The sequence below is a fragment of the Rhodovulum strictum genome (assembly GCF_009649175.1).
Lineage (GTDB): Bacteria > Pseudomonadota > Alphaproteobacteria > Rhodobacterales > Rhodobacteraceae > Rhodovulum > Rhodovulum strictum.
Window position 1 is genome coordinate 1 of record NZ_WJPO01000033.1, and the last position, 19,811, is coordinate 19,811.

Consider the following 19,811-nt stretch of genomic DNA (forward strand, 5'->3'; position numbering starts at 1 on the left):
AAGACCTTCCTTTCCGCCATCGCCCTCGCCGCAACCGTCCTGTTCTGGCTTTGACGATCAATGAGTCTGGAGCCTAGTCGAACGGCTTGACCATGCGGGTCATCGTGCCGTCCTTGCGCACGAACTGCCCGATCAGGGCCACGCCGACATGCAGCACGATCAGCAGGAGCAACGCCGCGCGCAGCGCGGAATGAACCCCGCCCGCCCAGGCCGCGCCCTGCGACCAGGCGACCATGCCCGAGACCGGCAACAGCACCATCAGTAGATAGAACAGCCCATGCGTCACCCGCGCCGCCATCACCTGCGCGGCCGAATGGCCCGGATCGGGCGCAGGCACGCCATGCAGCATCCTGAGCCCGATTCGCCAGAAGGCCAGAACCATGATGACAAGGCCCAGGGCGATATGAAGCGTGACGCCCAGGGTAAAGGTCTGCGTCCCCGTCTCGAGCATCCGGCCAAAGGCATGGGACATGCCCTCGGCGAACAGGAACTGCACCACGACAAGCCCCGCAACCGCCCAGTGCAGACGGATCTGCATGCGGGAATAACCGGACACCGACATTTCTTGCCCTCCGCAGGTCGTTTCCAAAGCCGACCGCCGAAGGCCCGGCGATCAGTAGATGGCGCGCGCCACCTTCCAGGATACCGGCAGCGCGATCACGAAACCCACCGCAGCGGCGGCGAGGATCGGAACGGTCGTGCCGTAGCCTGCGACAAGGACGGCGACGATGCCGATCCCCATCAGGGTAGCCGAAATGAGCAGGAACAGGACTGCGGCGAGCCGAAGCATGGGGGCCTCCGAGGCTGGAATTGAACCAATGCCAAGGAAACCCCCGGCAGCCCGCGCCGGCCTTGATCCAGCGCAAGCTGCGTCAGAATGACCAGACGCGGGCCGAACGCTCCAGCAGCGCCTCGGCCATGGCGGGCGGTTCGGCGACGCCCACGCCCTCGATCAGCGCCGCGGCATCCGCACCCTTGCCCGGCAGGTAGATCGCGCAGACCTCGACCGTCGCGCCCTTTTCGATTGCCGCCTTCAACAGACCCTGCGGGCTGGCGCCGCGCGGCGGCTGGGGCGCGGTGGCGGTGTCGGGCGCATCGCTCAGCGCGATGTCACCGGCCGGACCGCACAACAGGATGCGCGTCGGCACGCCGCGGTCGATGGCCTGGTTGATAAGCACCATGCTCATCAGCTGGGTCTGCGGCTCGGCAGCGGTGACGACGCCGACCAGCGAGGCCGCATCCTCGGCGGCGGCGACGGTTGCGCTCAGCAGCATGGCACAGGCACTGGCCCTGATGGTTGCGATCATGGTGATCTCCCTTTTCCATCGGTTTCGGTGGTATCGGCCTAGCGCATCGGTCCGGGCGGGTATGTGACTTGTTCACATTGCGGCCGCGGCAGGCCGGACCCGTGCTATGCTGGCGCGACCGCACAAAGGGGGGTGCCATGATCACACTGGACGATATCGAGGATTTCACCGACCTCACCCGCGACGAAATCGCCGCCATCGCCGAGCACGAGCAGATCCCCGAGGCGGATGCCGCCCTGCTGGCCGATTACCTGATGCATGCCCATCACGGGGCGCAAAAGGTGCTGGCGATGATCAGCGAGGATATCCGCAACGCGCTGCATGCCGACGATCTGCCCCATGCGCGGGCGCTTTACGCGGTGCTGCACCGTTTCATCGCGGACCACCCCGACGCGGTACGGGGGGCAGAGTAGCCGCGCGCTGGCAACGGAACCCCGGATGATACGGCGGCCGGGGACGATGCGCGCCGGGGTCTGGACCGCATGGCGCGTCGGCTCAGAACGCCTGCGCGGCGGTGATGGCGCGCTGCCAGCGGGCATAGCGCGCGGCGCGTTCGTCGGGGTCCATCGCGGGGACAAAGCTGCGCTCCAGCGCCCAGGTCTGGGCGAATTCCGCCATCCCGGGATAGACCCCCGCCCGCTGTCCGGCGAGCCATGCCGCCCCCATTGCCGTCGTCTCGACCACGCGGGGGCGGTCCACGCGCGCACCCAGGATGTCGGACAGGAACTGCATCGCCCAGTCCGACGCGCTCAGGCCGCCATCGACGCGCAGCGCGGTATCGCCCTGCCCCGCCCAGTCGGCGCGCATCGCCTCAAGCAGATCGCGGGTCTGGAAGCCGACGCTTTCCAGCGCGGCGCGGGCCAGTTCCTCGGGGCCGGAATTGCGGGTCAGTCCGAACACGGCACCGCGGCATTCCGCGTTCCAGTAGGGCGCGCCCAGCCCGGTAAAGGCGGGCACAAGGACAACGCCCTGGCCCGGGTCGGCCGCCTGGGCCAACGCCTGGGTCTCGGAGGCGCTGCGGATGATCCGCAGGCCGTCACGCAGCCATTGCACAACGGCGCCGGCGATGAAGATCGACCCTTCCAGCGCATAGGTCGGTCGCCCCTCCATCTGATAGGCGATGGTGGTCAGCAGCCGGTTCTGCGAGGCGACAGGCTCGGCGCCGGTGTTCAGCAGCGCGAAACAGCCCGTGCCATAGGTCGATTTCATCATGCCGGGCGCAAAACAAGCCTGGCCGATGGTCGCGGCCTGCTGGTCGCCCGCGATGCCGAGGATCGGGATTTCCCGCCCGAACAGATCGGGCCGCGTCACCCCGAAGTCGGCCGCGCAATCGCGCACTTCGGGCAGCAGGGCCATGGGAATGCCAAGCAGCGCGCACATCTCGTCGGACCAGCGGCCCCGACGGATATCATAGAGCATGGTGCGCGCGGCATTGGTGGCATCGGTGGCATGAACCTTGCCGCCCGTCAGGTTCCACAACAGCCAGCTGTCGACCGTGCCAAAGGCCAGTTCGCCGCGTTCGGCGCGCGCCCGGGCGCCCTCGACATGATCAAGGATCCATTTCAGCTTGGTGCCCGAGAAATAGGGATCGAGCAGCAGACCGGTGCTGTGCGTCACCTTGGCCTCGTGCCCGGCATCGCGCAGCGCCTTGCAGGTCGCGGCGGTGCGGCGGTCCTGCCAGACGATGGCACGGTGGATCGGCTTGCCGGTCGCGCGATCCCAGACCAGCGTCGTCTCGCGCTGGTTGGTGATGCCGATGGCGGCAATGTCGCCGGCCCGGGCGCCCGCCTTCTCGATGGCCGCCCGGGCCGTCGCGGCGGTGCTCGACCACAGATCCGAGGGATCATGCTCGACCCAGCCGCTGGCGGGATAGTGCTGGGGGAATTCCTCTTGCGCTATGGCAACGACGTTCAGTCCGGGGCCGAACAGGATCGCGCGGGAGGACGTGGTGCCCTGGTCGATGGCAAGGATATGGATCATGGCAAGGCTCCCTCGGTCTTCCTCCGGGCCGCGGCGCAGGCGCGGGCACCGCCGCCCCAGTCTTGCCCAACCGGCGATCCCTGACCAGCCCCGGCCAGCCACTCATTCCGCGGCAGCGGGGGGCACGGCGCGCCGCCCGGCCATCCAGCGATCAAGCGCGGCGGCCTGATCGGCACGCATCCGCAACCCCAGCTTGCCGCGCCGCCACAGCACATCCTCGGCAGTGCGGGCGAATTCCTGCGCCATCAGCCAGTCCACCTCGCGCGCGGTCAGGTCGGCACCGAAGACCCGCCCCAGCTCGGCTGCGCCCCGCGCCCCACCCAGAAGCGCCCAAGCCTCGGTGCCATAGGCGCGCGCCAGCCGTCGCGCATGGGCGGGGGCAAGAAAGGGATAATCGGCACCAAGCCGCGCCACCAGCGCATCGAACCCATCCACCGGGAAATCGCCGCCGGGCAGCGGCACCCCAGCGGTCCAGCCCGGCCGAAGTCCCGGGAAATGCGGCGAAAGCCGGTCCAGCGCCGCCTCGGCCAGCCGCCGATAGGTGGTGATCTTGCCGCCAAGGACATGCAGAACCGGCGCGCCGCACCCGGCGTCAAGCCGCAGCCTGTAGTCCCGCGTTGCCGCCGCAGCGCTTGCAGCCCCGTCATCAAGCAGCGGCCGCAGGCCGGAAAAGGTCCAGACCACATCCCCGGCGCCGATCGGATGGCGCAGGTAGCGGTTGACGCAAGCGATCAGGTAATCCTGTTCCCCGGGCGTGCAACCGGGCCGTGTCGCGGGGTCGGGATGGTCGATATCGGTGGTGCCGATCAGGGTGAAATCATCCTCATAGGGGATCGCAAAGACGATCCGGCCATCTAACCCCTGAAAGACATAGCCCTTGTCATGCGCAAACAGCTGCCGGGTCACGACATGGCTGCCCCGCACCAGCCGCAGCCTGTCGCGCGCGGGCTGGCCAAGAACGCCCGAAACCACCTCGCCCGCCCAAGGCCCGGCGGCATTGACCAGCGCGCGGGACCGGTGGATGTGGCGCGCGCCGGTTTCGGTATCTTGCGTTTCGACCACCCAGAGCCCGTCTGCGCGCCTTGCCGAAACAACCCGCATGCGCGTCAGGATCGTGGCCCCGCGCGCCGCGGCATCGCGGGCGTTCAGCACGACAAGCCGCGAATCCGCGACCCCGCAATCGGAATACTCGAAGCCAGGGGCAAGATGTTCGGCCAGCGGCGCGCCCTCGGGACTGCGGCGCAGGTCGAGCCTGCGCGACCCCGGCAGGATCGTCCGTGCGCCAAGCCGGTCATAGATCGCCAGCCCCAGCCGGATCAGCCAGCCCGGCCGCCGCCCACGCATCCAGGGCAGGATCCGCGCGACCGGCCAGGAACCGGGATTTGCCGCGCCGGATTGCATATCCTCATGAACAGGAATGACAAATCGCATCGACCAAGCAATATGCGGCATCGCCCGCAACAGCGTCTCGCGTTCATTCAGCGCCTCGCGCACAAGGCGGAACTCGAAATATTCGAGATAGCGCAACCCGCCATGCAGCAGCTTGGTCGAGGCCGAGGAGGTCGCCGCGCCCAAGTCGCCCCTCTCGGCCAAACGCACCGTCAGCCCGCGCCCCGCCGCATCGCGGGCAATGCCGACACCGTTGATCCCGCCACCGATGACGAACAGATCGGCCGGGCTATCGGGGGGCGCTTCCGTCATGTGACCCTCCATCGGGATCTGGCGCAGGGTGACACGGACAAGGCAAAAAGGAAAGCCATATGCTTTCGCTTTAACGCGATTTTATCCCAGTATGCGTGACACTCTTCGGAACTCGCAGCAATCAGAACTTTCGATTGCGTACCTGACGCCCCCATGCCACGGTAAGCGAAAGGCCCGAACCCATGTCGCAGACGATCCGCCACCCGGAAATCCTGGATATCGCCCGGCGCGAGGGCAAGGTCACCGTCGAGGCGCTGGCCGCGCATTTCGGCGTGACGCTGCAAACCATCCGCCGCGATCTGGCCGATCTGGCCGAGGCGGGGCGGCTGGAACGGGTCCATGGCGGGGCGGTCCTGCCCTCGGGCACGGCGAATATCGGCTATCAGGCACGCCGCGCACTTCACCTGCCGGCCAAGCGCGCCATCGCACGCGCCTGCGCCGCCCGCGTGCCCGGCGCCATGTCGCTGTTTCTCAGCATCGGGACCACCACCGAGGCCGTGGCGCAGGAATTGCTGCATCATGCCGAACTGATGCTGGTCACCAACAATATCAATGTCGCCAACATTCTGGTGGCCAACGAAAGTTGCCAGATCATCGTCACCGGCGGCACGCTGCGGCGCGCGGATGGCGGGCTGATCGGCACGCTGGCGACCGAGACGATCCGCCAGTTCAAGTTCGATCTTGCGGTGATCGGCTGCTCGGCGCTTGATTCCGATGGCGATCTGCTGGATTTCGACATCCAGGAGGTCGGCGTCAGCCAGGCGATCCTGCGCCAGTCGCGGCGCACCTTTCTGGTGGCGGATCACTCCAAGTTCCAGCGCTCGGCGCCCGCGCGCATCGCCCCGCTGGCCGAGATCGACAGCTTCTTCACCGACCGCCCGCTGCCGCCCGATCTGGCCGCGCGCTGTGCCGACTGGGGCACCGAGGTCGTCCTTTGCACCTGACCCTTTCCGCACAAGACACGCAGCCGGGCACCCCCGCCCGGCCGATCCCCCAAGGAGATACCAGGCATGACCGAGCCGCTTTTTACCCTGGACGAGTTGCACAAGGCGGCGGATTTCGTGCATGCCCGTATGCCGCCCACCCCGCAATATGCCTGGCCCCTGCTGGCCGAGGCCATCGGCACCGAAACCTGGGTCAAGCACGAAAACCACACCCCGACCGGCGCCTTCAAGATCCGCGGCGCGCATACCTTCATCGACTGGCTGAAGCGCACGCAGCCCGACTGTCCCGGCATCGTCACCGCGACGCGGGGCAATCACGGGCAGGGGCAGGCGCTGGCGGCACGGGCGGCGGGGATGGTCGCCAGGGTCTATGTCCCCGAGGGCAATTCGGTGGAAAAGAACGCCGCGATGCGCGCCTTCGGGGCCGAGCTGATCGTTCATGGCGCCGATTTCGATGCCGCGCGGCAAGAGGCCCAGCGCGTGGCCAAGGCCGAGGGGCTGGCCTTCGTACCGCCCTATCACCGCGAACTGGTGCGCGGCGTCGCGACCTATGCGCTGGAGCTGTTCACCGCCCTGCCCGACCTGCATACGGTCTATGTGCCGATCGGCTGCGGCTCGGGCATCTGCGGCACGATCGCGGCGCGCGATGCGCTGGGGCTGTCCACCCGGATCGTGGGGGTCGTGTCGGAAAACGCCGATTGCGTGCTGCGCTCGATGGCGGCGGGGGATTACGTCGAAACCGAAACCGCCCGCACCTTTGCCGACGGCATCGCCGTGCGCGTGCCGGTGCCCGAGGCGTTCGACATCTATGCCCGCGGCGCGGAACGGATCGTCACCGTCTCGGATGCCGAGGTGGCCGAGGCGATCCGGCTTTACTACCGCGCCACGCATAATCTGGCTGAGGGCGCAGGCGCGGCGGCGCTGGCCGCGCTGATGGCGGACCGCGCGATCATGGCCGGCAAGCGCGTCGGCGTGATCCTTTGCGGCGGCAATATAGATGGCGACTGGTTCGAAACGGTGCTGTCGGGGGGCGTGCCGCAGGTCTGAATGCGCTAAAGGAAGCTCAGCGCATCGGCCGTTTCGCAGGTGCCGCTACAGGTTCCGGGGCAGTAGATCGTGATGCTCCGCTCGTCGTGATACTCGATCTCGGGCTGGAAGAAGCGCCGGTCATGGGGTTCGTAGAACCCGCCAAGCGTCAGCCCCGCCTGCGGAAAGCACAATTGTTCCTGGCACAGAGCGACATTGCCCAGCCGTTCCTCAAGCCGGCGGACGATCTCGGACGGGTCGGTGGCGAAGAAATCCTCGCCCTCGAACAGTACGCCCTGCACATGGCGGCTGGACACGATTCGCACCAGCCCGCCATCGCGATACTCACAGATCGGAAGGCCCAGCCCACGATATTCCATCTGGCGCCCGCCCGCGCCGCGATAGACATGCTGCGGCCGCCCCATCACCGGCAGCGCCTCGACCTCTTCGCGAGTCATGCCCAGCCGCAGCGGGCCTATGCCTTCCCCGGGCGCGATGCTCCAATCCATGTTTCTTCCCCCTCCTCGCCGACTTCACGGAACATAAGTGTCCCGGCGCGGCGCGGAAAGGGGGTAATGGACAAGCTCGGTGTAACACGCGGAGCCATGCCCAAGATCCGAGCGGTAAAGCCCGAATCCGGTCACCGGGAACGGCCCGGCGCGGAAATCGGCTCGGGCAGCGATGGCGCGTTCCAGCCGGTCGCGGCCGGACGCGGTCGGGTCGAGATAGGCCAGCGACACATGCGGCGTGTAGCGGCGCCGTTCGATGCTGGCCCCGGCCCCGCGCGCGGCCTGTTCCAGCTTGGATTGCAGATGCCGCAACTCTGCGCTTTCGCCGACCCCGGCATAGGCCAGCCGCGGCCGTCCCCCGCCGAACAGCCCCAGACCGTCAAGCGTCAGATCGAAACCGGGCGGGTTGATCGCCGAAAAGGCCAGGTGCACGTCGTCCAGAACCGGCTCGGGCAGTTCGCCCAGAAAGACCAGCGTCAGGTGCAGGTTCTCGGGCGGGACGGGACGTTTCACCGGCAGGCTTTCCTGCACCCTGACCAGCGCGGCGCGGATATCGTCCGGCATGTCGATGGCGGCGAAGGCGCGGATCATGGCGGGTCTCTCTTTGCCACGCACTTGCGTCGCGAAAGCGCGCGTAGCATGGCCGGATTATCGGCATCGTGCAAGTCTGCGAGAGCAGGAGGCGGGGCGGAAAGCGGCGATCCGCCGCAGTTTTCCATCGCTTTCCTTTGGCGTTGGGCCTTGGGTTAGAGAAACGTGACTACAGCCTGACGGTGTTTGCAAAGTGCAACTTCTGGATCGCGGCAAGGCGGTCCATCACCGTGGCAACAGCGCCTCGATCTGGCGGGTCACGGCACCGGATTCCGGTTTGGTCATCGAGCCCCAGGTCGCCACCAGTTCGCCCGCGGGGCCGATCAGTACCTTGTTGAAATTCCATCGCGGTGCAAAGCCATGTTCGGCCGCCAGCCAGCGGTAGAACGGGTGCGCATTGCTTCCCTTGACATGGGTGATCTCGGTCATCGGCAAGGTCAGGCCGAAATTGACGTCGCAGAATTCCTTGACCTTGGCCTCGCTGGCCAGTTCCTGGTTGAAATCGTTCGAGGGCACCGCCAGCACGACCAGCCCGCGCGGCCCATAGCGTTCATGCAACCGCTGAAGACCGTCATATTGCGGCGTGAACCCGCATTGCGAGGCGGTGTTGACCACCAGGATCGGACGCCCCCGGAAACCCTCCAGCGCGATGTCGCCGCCGTCGATCGAGGCAAAGGAAAAGCCCGGCGCGGCCATGGCCGAGGGGGCGGCGGCGCTCAGTCCAAGCGACAGGAGCAGGGCAATAAGTCGCATCGGGTCAATCCTTGGCTTCTGCTTTGTCCCTGTGCCAGATATCGCGCCCCCCCGCCCGGTCAAGCGCCGCGCCCCGCGTTGCATTCCCCGGCGCGGTGGTTATCTCTTGGTCAGGTTCTGCCACGATGATCGACAGATGATCCGCTATTCGCTCGATTGCGCCGCGGGACACCGGTTCGAAAGCTGGTTCCAGTCGGCCGATGCCTTCGACAAGCTGCATGCCGGGGGGCTCGTGGCCTGTGCGGTCTGTGGCGGCACCGATGTTTCCAAGGGCTTGATGGCCCCATCCGTCGCCACCGACCGCCCCGCGCCCGAACGCCCGCTGTCGCAACCGGCAAGCCCCGCCGAACGGGCGCTGGCCGATCTGCGCCGCCGGATCGAGACCGAATCCGATTATGTCGGGCTGCGTTTCGCGCAAGAGGCGCGCGACATGCATGAAGGCCTGACGCCCCATCGCACGATCCATGGCGAGGCAAGGCTGGACGAGGCGAAGAAGCTGATCGAGGAGGGCGTGCCCATCGCCCCCCTGCCCTTCCCGCTTGGCCGCAAGACGAACTGACGCGGCGCCCCGTTGCGTCATCCGGCGCCGCAGTCTGCCTGCCGGCGCAAGACGATGGATCGCGCGGGCCGAACGGCCCGGCCGGGGCATCCGCCCGAGCATTCCCCGTTGCAAGCCCGCTTGCCCTTTGGCAGCCGCGCCCTTATGAAACGCGCGGATAATTGCGGGGCACAGGGCGCCAGATGCCGGTCTTGGTGATGAAATTCGGGGGCACCTCGGTTGCGGATCTGGGCCGCATCCGGAACGCTGCCGAAAAGGTCAAGCGCGAGGTCGAGCGCGGGTTCGACGTGATCGTCGTGGTCTCGGCGATGTCGGGCAAGACCAACGAACTGGTCGGCTGGGTCGAACAGACCTCGCCGCTGTTCGATGCGCGCGAATATGATGCCGTTGTCAGTTCCGGCGAGAACGTGACCGCGGGCCTGATGGCGCTGATGCTTCAGGAAATGGATGTGCCTGCGCGCAGCTGGCAGGGCTGGCAGGTGCCGCTCAGGACGACCAGCGCCCATTCCGCCGCCCGGATCGAGGAAATCCCGCGCGCCAATATCGACCAGAAATTCGCCGAAGGCATGAAGGTCGCCGTGGTTGCCGGGTTCCAGGGCATCAGCCCCGAGGGCCGGATCACCACGCTGGGCCGCGGCGGGTCCGACACCACCGCCGTCGCCTTTGCCGCCGCCTTCGACGCAGTGCGCTGCGACATCTATACCGATGTCGATGGCGTCTATACCACCGATCCCCGGATCGAGAGCAAGGCGCGCAGGCTTGACCGGATCGCCTTCGAGGAGATGCTGGAACTGGCGAGCCTTGGCGCCAAGGTGCTTCAGACGCGCTCGGTCGAACTGGCGATGCGCTACAAGGTGAAACTGAGGGTATTGTCGAGCTTCGAGGATACCGACGAGAATTCCGGCACGCTCGTCTGCGACGAGGAGGATATTGTGGAACAGAACGTGGTTTCCGGCGTCGCCTATTCCCGCGACGAAGCCAAGATGACGCTGATCTCGGTCGCCGACCGCCCCGGCATCGCGGCGGCGATCTTCGGCCCGCTGTCCAGGGCGGGCGTCAACGTGGACATGATCGTGCAGAACATCTCGGAAGAGGGGCGCACCGACATGACCTTCTCCTGCCCGGTCAATCAGGTGGCCCGCGCCGAGGATGCGCTGACCCGCGCCAAGACGGATGGCGAGATCAATTTCCACGGGCTGGTGGCCGATACCGACGTAGCCAAGGTCTCGGTCGTGGGGATCGGCATGCGCAGCCATGCGGGCGTTGCCGCGCGCATGTTCGAGGCACTCGCCGCCGAGGGAATCAACATCAAGGTCATTGCAACCTCCGAGATCAAGATTTCCGTGCTGATCGACCGGAAATATATGGAACTTGCCGTGCAAGCTCTCCATGATGCGTTCGGACTGGACAAAGCAGCCTGACGCGGGGGCAGATGCCCGGACAGACCGACAGCGCAAGTCGCAGGCTGCTCGGCCGCCTGCGTGGTGCCCTAGCCGAACCCGGCGCGGGGCAGGAACGGCTTGATCGCATCACCACCATCATCGCCGAGCAGATGGGTACCGATGTCTGCTCGATCTACCTGTTCCGCGACCCCGACACGCTGGAGCTGTGCGCCACCGAGGGGCTGAAGCGCGAGGCCGTGCACCAGACCCGGCTGCGCGTCGGCGAGGGGCTGGTGGGCCGCGTCGCCAAGACCGCGCAACCCATCAATACCGGCAACGCGCCGCAGGAACGCGGGTTCCGCTACATGCCCGAGACCGGCGAGGAGGTGCTGTCCTCTTTCCTGGGCGTGCCGATCCAGCGGCTGGGCGAACGGCTGGGGGTGCTGGTGGTGCAGTCCCGCGAGGGGCGGCAATATTCCGAGGACGAGGTCTACGCCCTCGAGGTCGTCGCCATGGTGCTGGCCGAGATGACCGAGCTTGGCGCCTTCATCGGCGAGGGCGAGGCGCTGGCCGCGCTGCACCAGCGCCCGGTCATGTTCCACGGCACCGTCGGGCAAGAGGGCGTGGCTGTGGGCCACGCCTGGCTGCACGAACCCCGCGTCGTCGTCACCAACCCGATCGCCGACGACCCCGAAAAGGAACTGGCCCGGCTTGGCGAGGCGGTCGACCGGCTGCGCGTCACCGTGGACGAGATGCTGAGTTCGGCCCCACTGGGCGACAAGGACCAGTTGCAGGTTCTGGAAGCCTATCGGATGTTCGCCAATTCGCGCGGATGGAAGCGGCGGATGGAAGAGGACATCGCGCGCGGCCTGTCGGCCGAGGCGGCGGTGGAAAAGGAACAATCCGTCGCCCGCGCCCGGATGCAGACGGTGCCCGACCCCTATCTGCGCGAGCGGCTGCATGACCTTGACGACCTGTCGAACCGGCTGTTGCGCATCCTGACCGGCCAGGGCGAGCGGACCGGCGCCGAGCGCCCCGCCGATCCGATCCTGATCGCACGCAATATCGGGCCCGGCGAATTGCTGGAATATGGCCGCGCGCTCAAGGGGATCGTGCTGGAAGAAGGCTCGGTCGGCAGCCATGCCGCCATCGTGGCCCGCGCCTTTGCGATTCCGCTGGTGCTGCAAGCCAGCCGGATCACCACCGAGGCGCTGAACGGCGATCCGATCCTGCTGGATGGCGAACAGGGCATCGTCCATCTGCGCCCCGAGGAAACAGTGGCCGCCGCCTTTCGTGACAAGATGGCGATGCAGGCCAAGGCGCAGAAGCGCTATGCCGCGATCCGCAAGGAACCTGCGATCACGCTGTGCGGCCAGCGCATCGCGCTGCACATGAATGCCGGGCTGATGGCCGAACTGCCCTCGCTGGAAAGCTCGGGCGCCGAGGGCGTGGGCCTGTTCCGCACCGAATTGCAGTTCCTCGTCCGCTCCAAGGTGCCGCGCCGCAGCGAACTGGCCGCGCTTTACGCCCGCGTGATCGACGCCTCCGACGGCAAGCGCGTGGCCTTCCGCACGCTCGATATCGGCTCGGACAAGGTGCTGTCCTACATGAAGCCGCAGGAGGAACCGAACCCGGCGCTGGGCTGGCGGGCGATCCGGGTGGGGCTGGACCGGCCCGGCATGATGCGGATGCAGTTGCAGGCGCTGATCCGGGCCGCGAACGGGCGGCCGCTGACGGTGATGTTCCCCTTCGTCGCCCAGCTTGAGGAGTTCCGCGCCGCGCGCGACCATCTGCTGCGCGAGCTTGACCGCGAGGAACGGCTGGGCCGCGTCCTGCCCGAGCGGGTCGATATCGGCGCCATGCTGGAAACCCCCTCGATGGCCTTTGCCCCGCGCCAGTTCTTCGAGGAGGCCGATTTCATCTCGATCGGAGGCAATGACCTGAAACAGTTCTTCTTTGCCGCCGACCGCGAGAACGAGCGGGTTCGGCGGCGTTACGACACGCTGAATGTCAGCTTCCTGACCTTCCTCGAACAGATCGTGCGGCGCTGCGACGAGACGGAAACGCCGCTGTCCTTCTGCGGCGAGGATGCCGGGCGCCCGGTCGAGGCGCTGTGCCTTGCCGCCATCGGGTTCCGGGCCTTGTCGATGCGCCCTGCCTCGATCGGGCCTGTCAAGCATCTGTTGCGCAAGAGCGATCTGTCCGAGGCCCGCGCCGTGATAGACGCGGCCCGCGCCACGGGGGCGCAATCTGTCCGCCCGGCGGTGATGGACTGGCTCAGGCGCCGGGGCGAGTGATCCCCTGGCGTGCCCGAACCGGTCCCAGGCCGGACAGGATCGTTTCGTTCCCCTTCTCGGGATGGCGCGGGATCAGCAGCGCCAGCGCGATCGACACCGCCGCCATGCCAGCCGCCAGCAGGAACACCCCGCCCGGCGAGGTGACCCACAGATAGCCCAGCGCCGCGGGCAGGAAGACCGCTGCGATATGGTTGATGGTAAAGGCCACCGCCGCAGTGGGGGCAATGTCGCCCGGATCGGCGATCTTCTGGAAATAGGTCTTCAGTGCAAGGGCCAGCGCAAAGAACAGGTGATCCAGCACATAAAGCGCCGCAGCCAGCAGCACCCCCCAGCCGAACCAGTAGATCCCGCCATAGGCCAGGAACACCGCCGTCAGCCCCGCATATTCAAAGACCAGCGCGCGCCGTTCCCCCCATTTCGCCACCGCCCGCCCCAATAGCGGCGCCGCGGCCATGTTGGCGAGGAAATTGATCATGAAAAGCGCGGTCAGTTCATGCACCTCGAAGCCGAATTTCTCGACCATCATGAAGGCCGCGAACACGACAAAGATCTGCCGCCGCGCGCCCGACATGAATTGCAGCGCGTAGTAAAGCCAATAGCGCCGCCGCAGCACCAGCCGCCTGAGTTGCGGGTTCGGCGCCTCGAATTGCGGATAGGCGATCAGGCAGAAGATTGCGACCAGCGCGGTAAATCCCCCCGCCGTCAGGTAGACGAAATTGTAGGACAGATCGAACGCCTTCCAGGTCACCACCAACAGCCCATAGGCAATCAGCGAGGCCGCCGAGCCCGCCGCCAGCAACCAGCCCAGCACCTGCGGCGCGCGATCCTTGGGGATCCATTGCAGTTGCAGCGACTGGTTGACTGTCTCGAAATAGTGGAACCCGATCGAACTGATCAGCGTCACCGCCAGAAGCCCGCCGAGCGAGGGGAACCAGGCGGTGACCGCCGTCGCCACCCCCAGCATCACCAGCGAGATCAGCCCCAACACCTGTTCGCGCATGAACAGGATCAGCGCGATCACGCCGACTGCCAGAAAGCCGGGAATTTCGCGCACCGTATGCAGCCAGCCGATCTCGACCCCGGTGAACCCCGCCGCCTCGATTACGAAATTGTTCAGCAGCGCCGACCAGGTGGCAAAAGCCACGGGCATCGCAAAGGCCATCACGAACAACAGGCTGACCGGCCGCCGCCAGAGCGGCAGCGCGGCAGCATCCTCCAGCGGGAACGGCGACAGGCGGAACGGGCGGATCATGCCCTGCCATAGCCCCCCGCCCCGGTCTTGGCGAGGGGAATCCGGTTTGCAGCCCGTGCCCCGGGGCAATCCGGTCAGAACGTGAAGGTCGTCGAGATCGAGACGCTGCGGCCCGATTGTTCCAGACCGTTGGGATAGATCGTGTAGCCCCGGTCGAACACGTTATCGATACCGACCCGCAGCACCATGTCACCCAAAGGCCCCGCCCCCGGCGCCCATGTCGCGTAAAGGTCGAGCAGTTCGTAGCTGTCCCCGGGCGTGCCCGCCGCGGGCACCCTGTCCTGCCGCTTGGCAAAGGTGGCGCGCGCCCCCAGTTCCAGCCCCGCCATCGGGCGCAGGCCGAAACTTGCGGTCAGCCGGTCCTGCGGGATCGCGCCCAGCCATTGGCCATCGTCGCGCTGACCCCGCGCGATGCCAAGCCCCGCGCCGATGAACCAGTCCTGCGCGTCGTAATCCAGCTCCGCCTCGACGCCCCAGAGCTTGCCGTCCGCATTGTCGAAATTCGTGGTGCCCCCGGGGATGTTGACGACCTGCTCGATGTAATTGTCCACATCCGCGTGATAGGCGTTGACCGAGAAAGCCAGCCGGTCGCCCTCGCGCCAGAGCCCGCCGCGCTCGAACCGTGCGCCGATCTCGATCTGGGTGGATTCCTCGGGCTCCAGATCCGGGTTCGGCACGAAGAAATTGCCCGGGAAATGCATCCCGCTGTTGTAAAGCTCGGTCAGCGATGGCGCGCGATAGGCCCGTGCAAGGTTGCCGTAGATCTGCCAGTCGGCGGTGGGGCGGTAGCTGAGCCCGATCCGCGGCGACCAGAATTCGTTGCTGACATCCTGCAATCCGGCGCCGTCGGGCTTGCGCTCGTAGCGGTCGAAGCGCAGCCCCGCGATCAGGTCGAGGCCGGGCGCCAGCTTGGCCGTCGCCTCGGCAAAGGCGCCGAAGGTTGTCGCCTCGGCATCGGGGAAGGCGGGGCGCGGCGCGCCGTTGCGCAGCCCCTCCTGGGTGTCGCGAAGCGCCGACAGCCCGTAGACCAGTTCGACCGGCAGGCCAAGATCCAGCTTCGAGCGGTTCGTGATCTCCAGCCCCAGCGTGTCATAGCGCGTCTCGTCGCGGCGCGGCGCGGACACGCGGTCTTCGGTGATCTTCAGCCAATCGGCATGGAACAGCACCGACATATCCACCAGTTCCGAGCCCTCGGGCGCATAGTCCCAACTCAGCCGCAGGTTTCGCGTCCGCGCCTCGCGGTCGACCAACGGGTTCGAGGCGGTCGGGATGCCGTTCGAATTCGCCGCCGTCTGGCCGTCATCCCCGAAGGCCGAATAGCTGAACTCCAGCCGGTTGCCCTCGGTCGGCTGATAGCCGATCTTCACCATCCCGCTTGTCTGGTCGATCTGCGAGAACGGGATCGCGTTGCCCGAACCGTCTTTCAGATCGGCCCCGATATTCCGTCCGCCCAGGAACAGCAGCGCATCCCAGTCGCCCCAATCGGCAAAGACCGTGGTCGAGCCGTTCCATTGCTGCCCGTTCGAGGTGTAGCCCAGCTTGATCCGCGCCCCGATGGTCTGGCCGGGGGCCAGCAGATCGGCGGCATCGACCGTCTCGAACGCGATCACCCCGCCCAGCGCACCCGAGCCATACAGCGTGGACCCGCCACCGCGCACCACCTCGACCCGGCGCAACAGGTCGGGGTCGATGAAGAACCGCCCGCGATGGCCCTGGTTGTAGTTGAACCGCCCGCCATCGAAGCGCAGCACGATCTGCTGATCGCGGAAGCCGCGGATATTCGGCTCCTGCGAGATCGCGCGCGGACCGCCATAGATCGTGACGCCGGGCATGTCGCCGATCAAGCTCTGGATGTCGCTGGCCTGGCGGTTCTGAAGCTCCTCGCCCGCCCGCACCGAGGCGGAAACCGGTGTGTCCAGCAACGCGCGCTGGTCGCGAAACGCGGTTTCCAGAAAGATCGGGTCAAGGACAAAGGTATTGTCCTGAGCCACGGCCCCGCTGGCGGCAATGGTGGCGGCAATCGAAATGGCGGTCCGGCGCATGATCCCTCGCGTTCTGGCTGGTTGCGCGTGGCCTGCCGACGGGTGGGACGCTGATCCTGATGCTGTTAATATAGCCTACAGAAGGGATCAAGTATTGCCAACCCCTCACATTGCCGCCAGCCCCCTTGCGCGGGCGGCGCGTTCGGCCGACAGCTTGGCGAACAAGGGGGATGGCGATGCTCGACGGGATCATGCGCCGGCTGATCGACCCGCCGCTCGACCGGGCGGGCCGGGCGCTGGCCGCGCGCGGGGTGACGGCGGATTCGGTGACGCTGGCCGGGCTGGCGCTGGGGCTGGTGGCGGCGGGGTTGATTGCGCTGGGGCTGACGCTGCTGGCGCTGCTGCCGCTTCTGGCCAGCCGTCTGGCCGACGGGCTGGACGGCGCGGTGGCGCGCGCCAGCCGCAAGACCGATTTCGGCGGCTTTCTCGATATCGTCAGCGATTTCCTTTTCTACGGCGCGGTGCCGCTGGGCTTCGTGCTGCTCGACCCGGCGGCGAACGGGGCGGCAGGCGCGTTCCTGCTGCTCAGCTTCTATGTCAACGGGGCAAGCTTTCTGGGTTTCGCCATCCTGGCCGAGCGGCGCCGGATGGAAACCCGCGCGCGGGGGGTGAAATCGCTCTATTTCACCGGCGGCCTGCTGGAGGGGACCGAAACCATCGCCTTCTTCGTCGCACTCTGCCTCTGGCCGGGCTGGTTCGCGCCACTGGCCTGGGGTTTCGGCGCGCTGTGCTTCGTCACCGCGGGCGCGCGGGTGCTGCTGGCCCGCCGGGTGTTCCCCCCCGAAGGCGACCGGCGCTGACCACCGGCAAGCCACTGCATGATCAAGAGCGAGCGGCCAGCGGCTGTCCGCCCCCGGTCTGGTGGCTGACCCGGGCCTGATCGCTCAGGGCGAGTTGCGCGGCCGCAAGCCGAGCGACAGGCACACGGAACGGCGAGCACGAGACATAATCGAACCCCGCCGCGCGGCAGAAGGCGATGGATTCGGCATTGCCGCCATGCTCGCCACAGATCGACAAGGTGACTTCGGGCCGGGCTTGCCGCCCGCGTTCTGCACCGATGCGCAGCAGTTCGCCCACCCCGTCGGCATCGAGAATGTGGAACGGATCCTCGGCAAAGACGCCCTGCTTGACGTAAGAGCCCATGAACCGCCCCGCATCGTCGCGCGACAGCCCATAGGTCATCTGCGTCAGGTCGTTCGTGCCGAAGCTGAGAAAGGCCGCATGCTGCACGATATCGCCCGCCCGCAGCGCCGCGCGCGGCGTCTCGACCATGACGCCCAGCCGATAGTCGAAATCGACCCCCCGCTCGGCGCGCACCGCAGCGGCCAGCGAATCGATCCGGGTCTTGACCAGCTCGACCTCGCGCATCGCAGAGACCAGCGGGATCATGATCTCGGGCACCACCGGATCGCCCCTGCGGCTGGCCTCGATCGTGGCCTCGAAGATCGCGCGGGCCTGCATGTCGTAGATCTCGGGGATGGTGATACCCAGCCGCACCCCGCGCATCCCCAGCATCGGGTTGAACTCGCTCAGCGCCTGAACCCGGCGCTGCACATCCGGCACCGCCATACCCAGCACATCGGCCAGATCCTTCACGCCCTCGCGCGATTGCGGCAGGAATTCATGCAGCGGCGGGTCGAACAGCCGGATGCAGACCGGCAGCCCCTGCATGATCTCGAACAGCCGCTTGAAATCCGCCCGCTGCATCGGCAACAGCCGCGCCAGCACCGCGGCGCGATCCTGTGGCCGGTCGGCAAAGATCATCTCGTGCATGACCGTCAGCCGGTCAGCCTCGAAGAACATGTGCTCGGTGCGGCACAGCCCGATCCCCTCGGCCCCGAAGCGGCGCGCAGTCTGGGCATCGGCGGGCGTGTCGGCATTGGCCCGCACGCCGATATCGCAGGCTTCGCCCGCCCAGCGCATGAGCGCATGGAACGCATCGTCCAGCGCGGGTTCCAGCATCTTGACCCCGCCCAGCAGTACCTGCCCGCTGGTGCCGTCCAGCGTGATGACATCGCCCTCATGCAGCTTGTGGCCGCCCGCGGTAATCAGCACCCCGTCGCGCCGGTTCAGCCGCATGTCGGAAATGCCGACGACACAGGGCACCCCCAGCCCCCGCGCGATCACCGCGGCATGGCTGGTCATGCCGCCGCGTTCGGTCATCACGCCGACCGCCGCATGCATCCCGCGAATATCCTCGGGCGTGGTTTCGCGGCGCACCAGGATACAGGGCTCGCCGCGCGCCGCGCTGGCCTGCGCCGCGGCCGAACCAAAGACCAGCCGCCCCGTTGCCGCGCCCGGGCTGGCCGCAATGCCCTGCGCGATGACGTGGCGCGGGCCGGTCGGATCGACCTGGCTGTGCAGCAACTCGCTGACCGCGCGCGGTTCGATCCGGCACAGCGCGTCCTCGCGGGCGATGATCCCCTCATCGGCCAGCATCACCGCGATCCGCACCGCACCGCGCGCGCTGCGCGGCACCCGCAGCGCATCCAGCACCCATAACCGGCCCGCCTCGACGGTGAAGTCGATCCGCATTTCCTCGCGCAGGTTCAGCCGACAGCTTTCGCCATAGCGGCGCAGTTGCGCGATCAGGTCCGGGCAGCGGTCCTCCAGCGCCTCGCCGCGCGGATCGCGGGCAAGAAACAGCGCCCCCTCGCGGACCGAGATCGCATCGCGGCCCTGGCTTTGCGGCAGATAGCGGCCCGAGATCCGGCGCTGGCCCGTCGTACCGTCTACGAACTGGATCACGCCCGACCCGCTTTCGCCCGGCCCCACCCCCAGAATCATCGCCTGCACCAGCATGCCCAGCCCCGCCTCGGCCGGCGCGCCCTTGGCCTGGCGCAAGAGCCGTGCGGTCGTGCCCTCCCATGCGCGGGCCATCGAGCGCAGAACCTCCAGCAATTGCCGCCCCGGATCCTGCGGAAAGGGCTCGTCGGTTTCCTCGGCATAGGCGTCAAGCGCGGCGCGCAGCGCGTCCCGGGACGGCGCCTCGGGTTCGAACATGTCGGGGTCCAGCCGCGCGACATGCACCGAAAATGCCTGGATGAAGCGCAGGTAAAGCGCGTTCGCCGCCGTCTCGCCATGGCTGTCACACAGCGCGGCATGGCGGGTGTCATTCATCCCGATATTCAGGATCGAGGCCGGGCCGCCCCAGTCCTGATTGGGCGAACTTGGCCGTACCGAGACCAGCGGCGCCTTGCCGAACAGCGACAGAAGTGCAGCGGTGTCGGGCACATGGCCCTGCGCCAGCCGGTGAACCGCGTCAAAGGACAGCGCCACCGTGCGCGGCACCGGCAGATCCATCCGCACCAGCCGTTGCAGGCATTTCGCCCGCGCACCGTGACGGTCGGCGGCGATGTCAGCCGAGCGGGTTATCTCGGTAAAGTCAATGATCTCCGCGTCTTTCTGCACTGCAGCGCCCTTTTATCCCTTCGCAGCATACGCCCATCGGGGCCTGTGGCAAGCGAA

The 19,811-nt window shown here is 67.2% G+C and carries 18 protein-coding genes; 7 read left to right on the forward strand and 11 right to left on the reverse strand.

Going from position 1 to position 19,811, the window contains the following annotated elements; genetic code table 11:
- Window positions 1-73: 73 nt before the first annotated feature.
- The 3 genes from GH815_RS16310 to GH815_RS16320 all read right to left on the reverse strand — a co-directional run bounded on the left by GH815_RS16310 (window position 74) and on the right by GH815_RS16320 (window position 1,307).
- The gene (locus GH815_RS16310) at window positions 74-538 is read right to left on the reverse strand and encodes a cytochrome b (protein WP_170290371.1); all 465 of its coding nucleotides are present in this window, start codon (window positions 536-538) and stop codon (window positions 74-76) included.
- 75 nt (window positions 539-613) lie between these two features.
- Window positions 614-790 carry a CTP synthetase gene (locus tag GH815_RS16315; protein ID WP_153749820.1) on the reverse strand — a complete coding sequence of 59 codons (177 nt, stop codon included), beginning with the start codon at window positions 788-790 and terminating at the stop codon, window positions 614-616.
- A gap of 82 nt (window positions 791-872) precedes the next feature.
- On the reverse strand, window positions 873-1,307 hold the full coding sequence (locus GH815_RS16320; RefSeq protein WP_153749821.1) for a hypothetical protein: 435 nt from the start codon (window positions 1,305-1,307) through the stop codon (window positions 873-875).
- 137 nt (window positions 1,308-1,444) lie between these two features.
- Between GH815_RS16320 and GH815_RS16325 the strand changes: the two genes are divergently transcribed.
- Complete coding sequence (locus GH815_RS16325) at window positions 1,445-1,720, forward strand: hypothetical protein (RefSeq protein WP_153749822.1); 276 nt, start codon at window positions 1,445-1,447, stop codon at window positions 1,718-1,720.
- Window positions 1,721-1,802: 82 nt separating this feature from the next.
- Here the strand turns inward: GH815_RS16325 and glpK are convergent, their stop codons facing one another.
- Window positions 1,803-3,287 carry a glycerol kinase GlpK gene (glpK, locus tag GH815_RS16330; protein ID WP_153749823.1) on the reverse strand — a complete coding sequence of 495 codons (1,485 nt, stop codon included), beginning with the start codon at window positions 3,285-3,287 and terminating at the stop codon, window positions 1,803-1,805.
- 102 nt (window positions 3,288-3,389) lie between these two features.
- Window positions 3,390-4,988, reverse strand: a complete 1,599-nt coding sequence (gene glpD, locus GH815_RS16335; protein ID WP_153749824.1) for a glycerol-3-phosphate dehydrogenase — start codon at window positions 4,986-4,988, stop codon at window positions 3,390-3,392.
- Between the two features lie 182 nt (window positions 4,989-5,170).
- Here glpD and GH815_RS16340 point away from each other — a divergent pair, with 182 nt between their 5' ends.
- Both GH815_RS16340 and GH815_RS16345 read left to right on the forward strand, forming a co-directional pair.
- Window positions 5,171-5,932 (forward strand): DeoR/GlpR family DNA-binding transcription regulator, encoded by a 762-nt coding sequence (locus tag GH815_RS16340; RefSeq protein WP_153749825.1) that lies wholly within the window; start codon window positions 5,171-5,173, stop codon window positions 5,930-5,932.
- A 66-nt stretch (window positions 5,933-5,998) separates the two neighbouring features.
- On the forward strand, window positions 5,999-6,979 hold the full coding sequence (locus GH815_RS16345) for a threonine dehydratase (RefSeq protein WP_153749826.1): 981 nt from the start codon (window positions 5,999-6,001) through the stop codon (window positions 6,977-6,979).
- 5 nt (window positions 6,980-6,984) lie between these two features.
- On the opposite strand, the gene GH815_RS16350 is transcribed toward GH815_RS16345, so the two are convergent.
- The 3 genes from GH815_RS16350 to GH815_RS16360 all read right to left on the reverse strand — a co-directional run bounded on the left by GH815_RS16350 (window position 6,985) and on the right by GH815_RS16360 (window position 8,811).
- Window positions 6,985-7,467 carry a hypothetical protein gene (locus GH815_RS16350; protein WP_153749827.1) on the reverse strand — a complete coding sequence of 161 codons (483 nt, stop codon included), beginning with the start codon at window positions 7,465-7,467 and terminating at the stop codon, window positions 6,985-6,987.
- A 24-nt stretch (window positions 7,468-7,491) separates the two neighbouring features.
- Complete coding sequence (gene thpR, locus GH815_RS16355) at window positions 7,492-8,058, reverse strand: RNA 2',3'-cyclic phosphodiesterase (RefSeq protein ID WP_153749828.1); 567 nt, start codon at window positions 8,056-8,058, stop codon at window positions 7,492-7,494.
- Between the two features lie 225 nt (window positions 8,059-8,283).
- Window positions 8,284-8,811: a glutathione peroxidase gene (locus GH815_RS16360; RefSeq protein ID WP_153749829.1), complete on the reverse strand. Its 528-nt coding sequence runs from the start codon at window positions 8,809-8,811 to the stop codon at window positions 8,284-8,286.
- Window positions 8,812-8,947: 136 nt separating this feature from the next.
- Here GH815_RS16360 and GH815_RS16365 point away from each other — a divergent pair, with 136 nt between their 5' ends.
- From GH815_RS16365 to ptsP, 3 genes are all read left to right on the forward strand, one after another.
- Window positions 8,948-9,370 carry a DUF1178 family protein gene (locus tag GH815_RS16365; RefSeq protein ID WP_153749830.1) on the forward strand — a complete coding sequence of 141 codons (423 nt, stop codon included), beginning with the start codon at window positions 8,948-8,950 and terminating at the stop codon, window positions 9,368-9,370.
- 182 nt (window positions 9,371-9,552) lie between these two features.
- Entirely contained in the window at window positions 9,553-10,791 is a 1,239-nt protein-coding gene (locus GH815_RS16370) for an aspartate kinase (protein ID WP_153749831.1), read from the forward strand.
- An 11-nt stretch (window positions 10,792-10,802) separates the two neighbouring features.
- On the forward strand, window positions 10,803-13,049 hold the full coding sequence (gene ptsP / locus GH815_RS16375; RefSeq protein WP_153749832.1) for a phosphoenolpyruvate--protein phosphotransferase: 2,247 nt from the start codon (window positions 10,803-10,805) through the stop codon (window positions 13,047-13,049).
- Here the strand turns inward: ptsP and GH815_RS16380 are convergent.
- Entirely contained in the window at window positions 13,030-14,301 is a 1,272-nt protein-coding gene (locus GH815_RS16380) for an MFS transporter (protein ID WP_153749833.1), read from the reverse strand. The two genes, ptsP and GH815_RS16380, sit on opposite strands and share 20 nt — an antisense overlap.
- Before the next feature lie 74 nt (window positions 14,302-14,375).
- A complete protein-coding gene (locus GH815_RS16385) occupies window positions 14,376-16,343 on the reverse strand; it encodes a TonB-dependent hemoglobin/transferrin/lactoferrin family receptor (RefSeq protein ID WP_153749834.1) in 1,968 nt (655 codons plus the stop codon).
- A gap of 176 nt (window positions 16,344-16,519) precedes the next feature.
- Here GH815_RS16385 and GH815_RS16390 point away from each other — a divergent pair, with 176 nt between their 5' ends.
- Window positions 16,520-17,143 carry a CDP-alcohol phosphatidyltransferase family protein gene (locus GH815_RS16390; RefSeq protein WP_153749835.1) on the forward strand — a complete coding sequence of 208 codons (624 nt, stop codon included), beginning with the start codon at window positions 16,520-16,522 and terminating at the stop codon, window positions 17,141-17,143.
- 22 nt (window positions 17,144-17,165) lie between these two features.
- Here the strand turns inward: GH815_RS16390 and GH815_RS16395 are convergent, their stop codons facing one another.
- Window positions 17,166-19,754, reverse strand: a complete 2,589-nt coding sequence (locus GH815_RS16395; RefSeq protein ID WP_343030924.1) for a putative PEP-binding protein — start codon at window positions 19,752-19,754, stop codon at window positions 17,166-17,168.
- Between the last annotated feature and the right edge of the window lie 57 nt (window positions 19,755-19,811).

Excerpts from the sequence above, each read along its gene's own strand:
- GH815_RS16345 (WP_153749826.1), top strand. The coding sequence starts at position 5,999 with ATGACCGAGCCGCTTTTTACCCTGGACGAGTTGCACAAGGCGGCGGAT.
- GH815_RS16370 (WP_153749831.1), top strand. The coding sequence starts at position 9,553 with ATGCCGGTCTTGGTGATGAAATTCGGGGGCACCTCGGTTGCGGATCTG.
- GH815_RS16385 (WP_153749834.1), bottom strand. The coding sequence starts at position 16,343 with ATGCGCCGGACCGCCATTTCGATTGCCGCCACCATTGCCGCCAGCGGG.
- GH815_RS16365 (WP_153749830.1), top strand. The coding sequence starts at position 8,948 with ATGATCCGCTATTCGCTCGATTGCGCCGCGGGACACCGGTTCGAAAGC.
- GH815_RS16325 (WP_153749822.1), top strand. The coding sequence starts at position 1,445 with ATGATCACACTGGACGATATCGAGGATTTCACCGACCTCACCCGCGAC.
- GH815_RS16320 (WP_153749821.1), bottom strand. The coding sequence starts at position 1,307 with ATGATCGCAACCATCAGGGCCAGTGCCTGTGCCATGCTGCTGAGCGCA.
- GH815_RS16315 (WP_153749820.1), bottom strand. The coding sequence starts at position 790 with ATGCTTCGGCTCGCCGCAGTCCTGTTCCTGCTCATTTCGGCTACCCTG.
- GH815_RS16360 (WP_153749829.1), bottom strand. The coding sequence starts at position 8,811 with ATGCGACTTATTGCCCTGCTCCTGTCGCTTGGACTGAGCGCCGCCGCC.
- GH815_RS16390 (WP_153749835.1), top strand. The coding sequence starts at position 16,520 with ATGCTCGACGGGATCATGCGCCGGCTGATCGACCCGCCGCTCGACCGG.
- glpK (WP_153749823.1), bottom strand. The coding sequence starts at position 3,287 with ATGATCCATATCCTTGCCATCGACCAGGGCACCACGTCCTCCCGCGCG.
- GH815_RS16340 (WP_153749825.1), top strand. The coding sequence starts at position 5,171 with ATGTCGCAGACGATCCGCCACCCGGAAATCCTGGATATCGCCCGGCGC.
- thpR (WP_153749828.1), bottom strand. The coding sequence starts at position 8,058 with ATGATCCGCGCCTTCGCCGCCATCGACATGCCGGACGATATCCGCGCC.
- GH815_RS16310 (WP_170290371.1), bottom strand. The coding sequence starts at position 538 with ATGCAGATCCGTCTGCACTGGGCGGTTGCGGGGCTTGTCGTGGTGCAG.
- glpD (WP_153749824.1), bottom strand. The coding sequence starts at position 4,988 with ATGACGGAAGCGCCCCCCGATAGCCCGGCCGATCTGTTCGTCATCGGT.
- ptsP (WP_153749832.1), top strand. The coding sequence starts at position 10,803 with ATGCCCGGACAGACCGACAGCGCAAGTCGCAGGCTGCTCGGCCGCCTG.
- GH815_RS16350 (WP_153749827.1), bottom strand. The coding sequence starts at position 7,467 with ATGGATTGGAGCATCGCGCCCGGGGAAGGCATAGGCCCGCTGCGGCTG.
- GH815_RS16380 (WP_153749833.1), bottom strand. The coding sequence starts at position 14,301 with ATGATCCGCCCGTTCCGCCTGTCGCCGTTCCCGCTGGAGGATGCTGCC.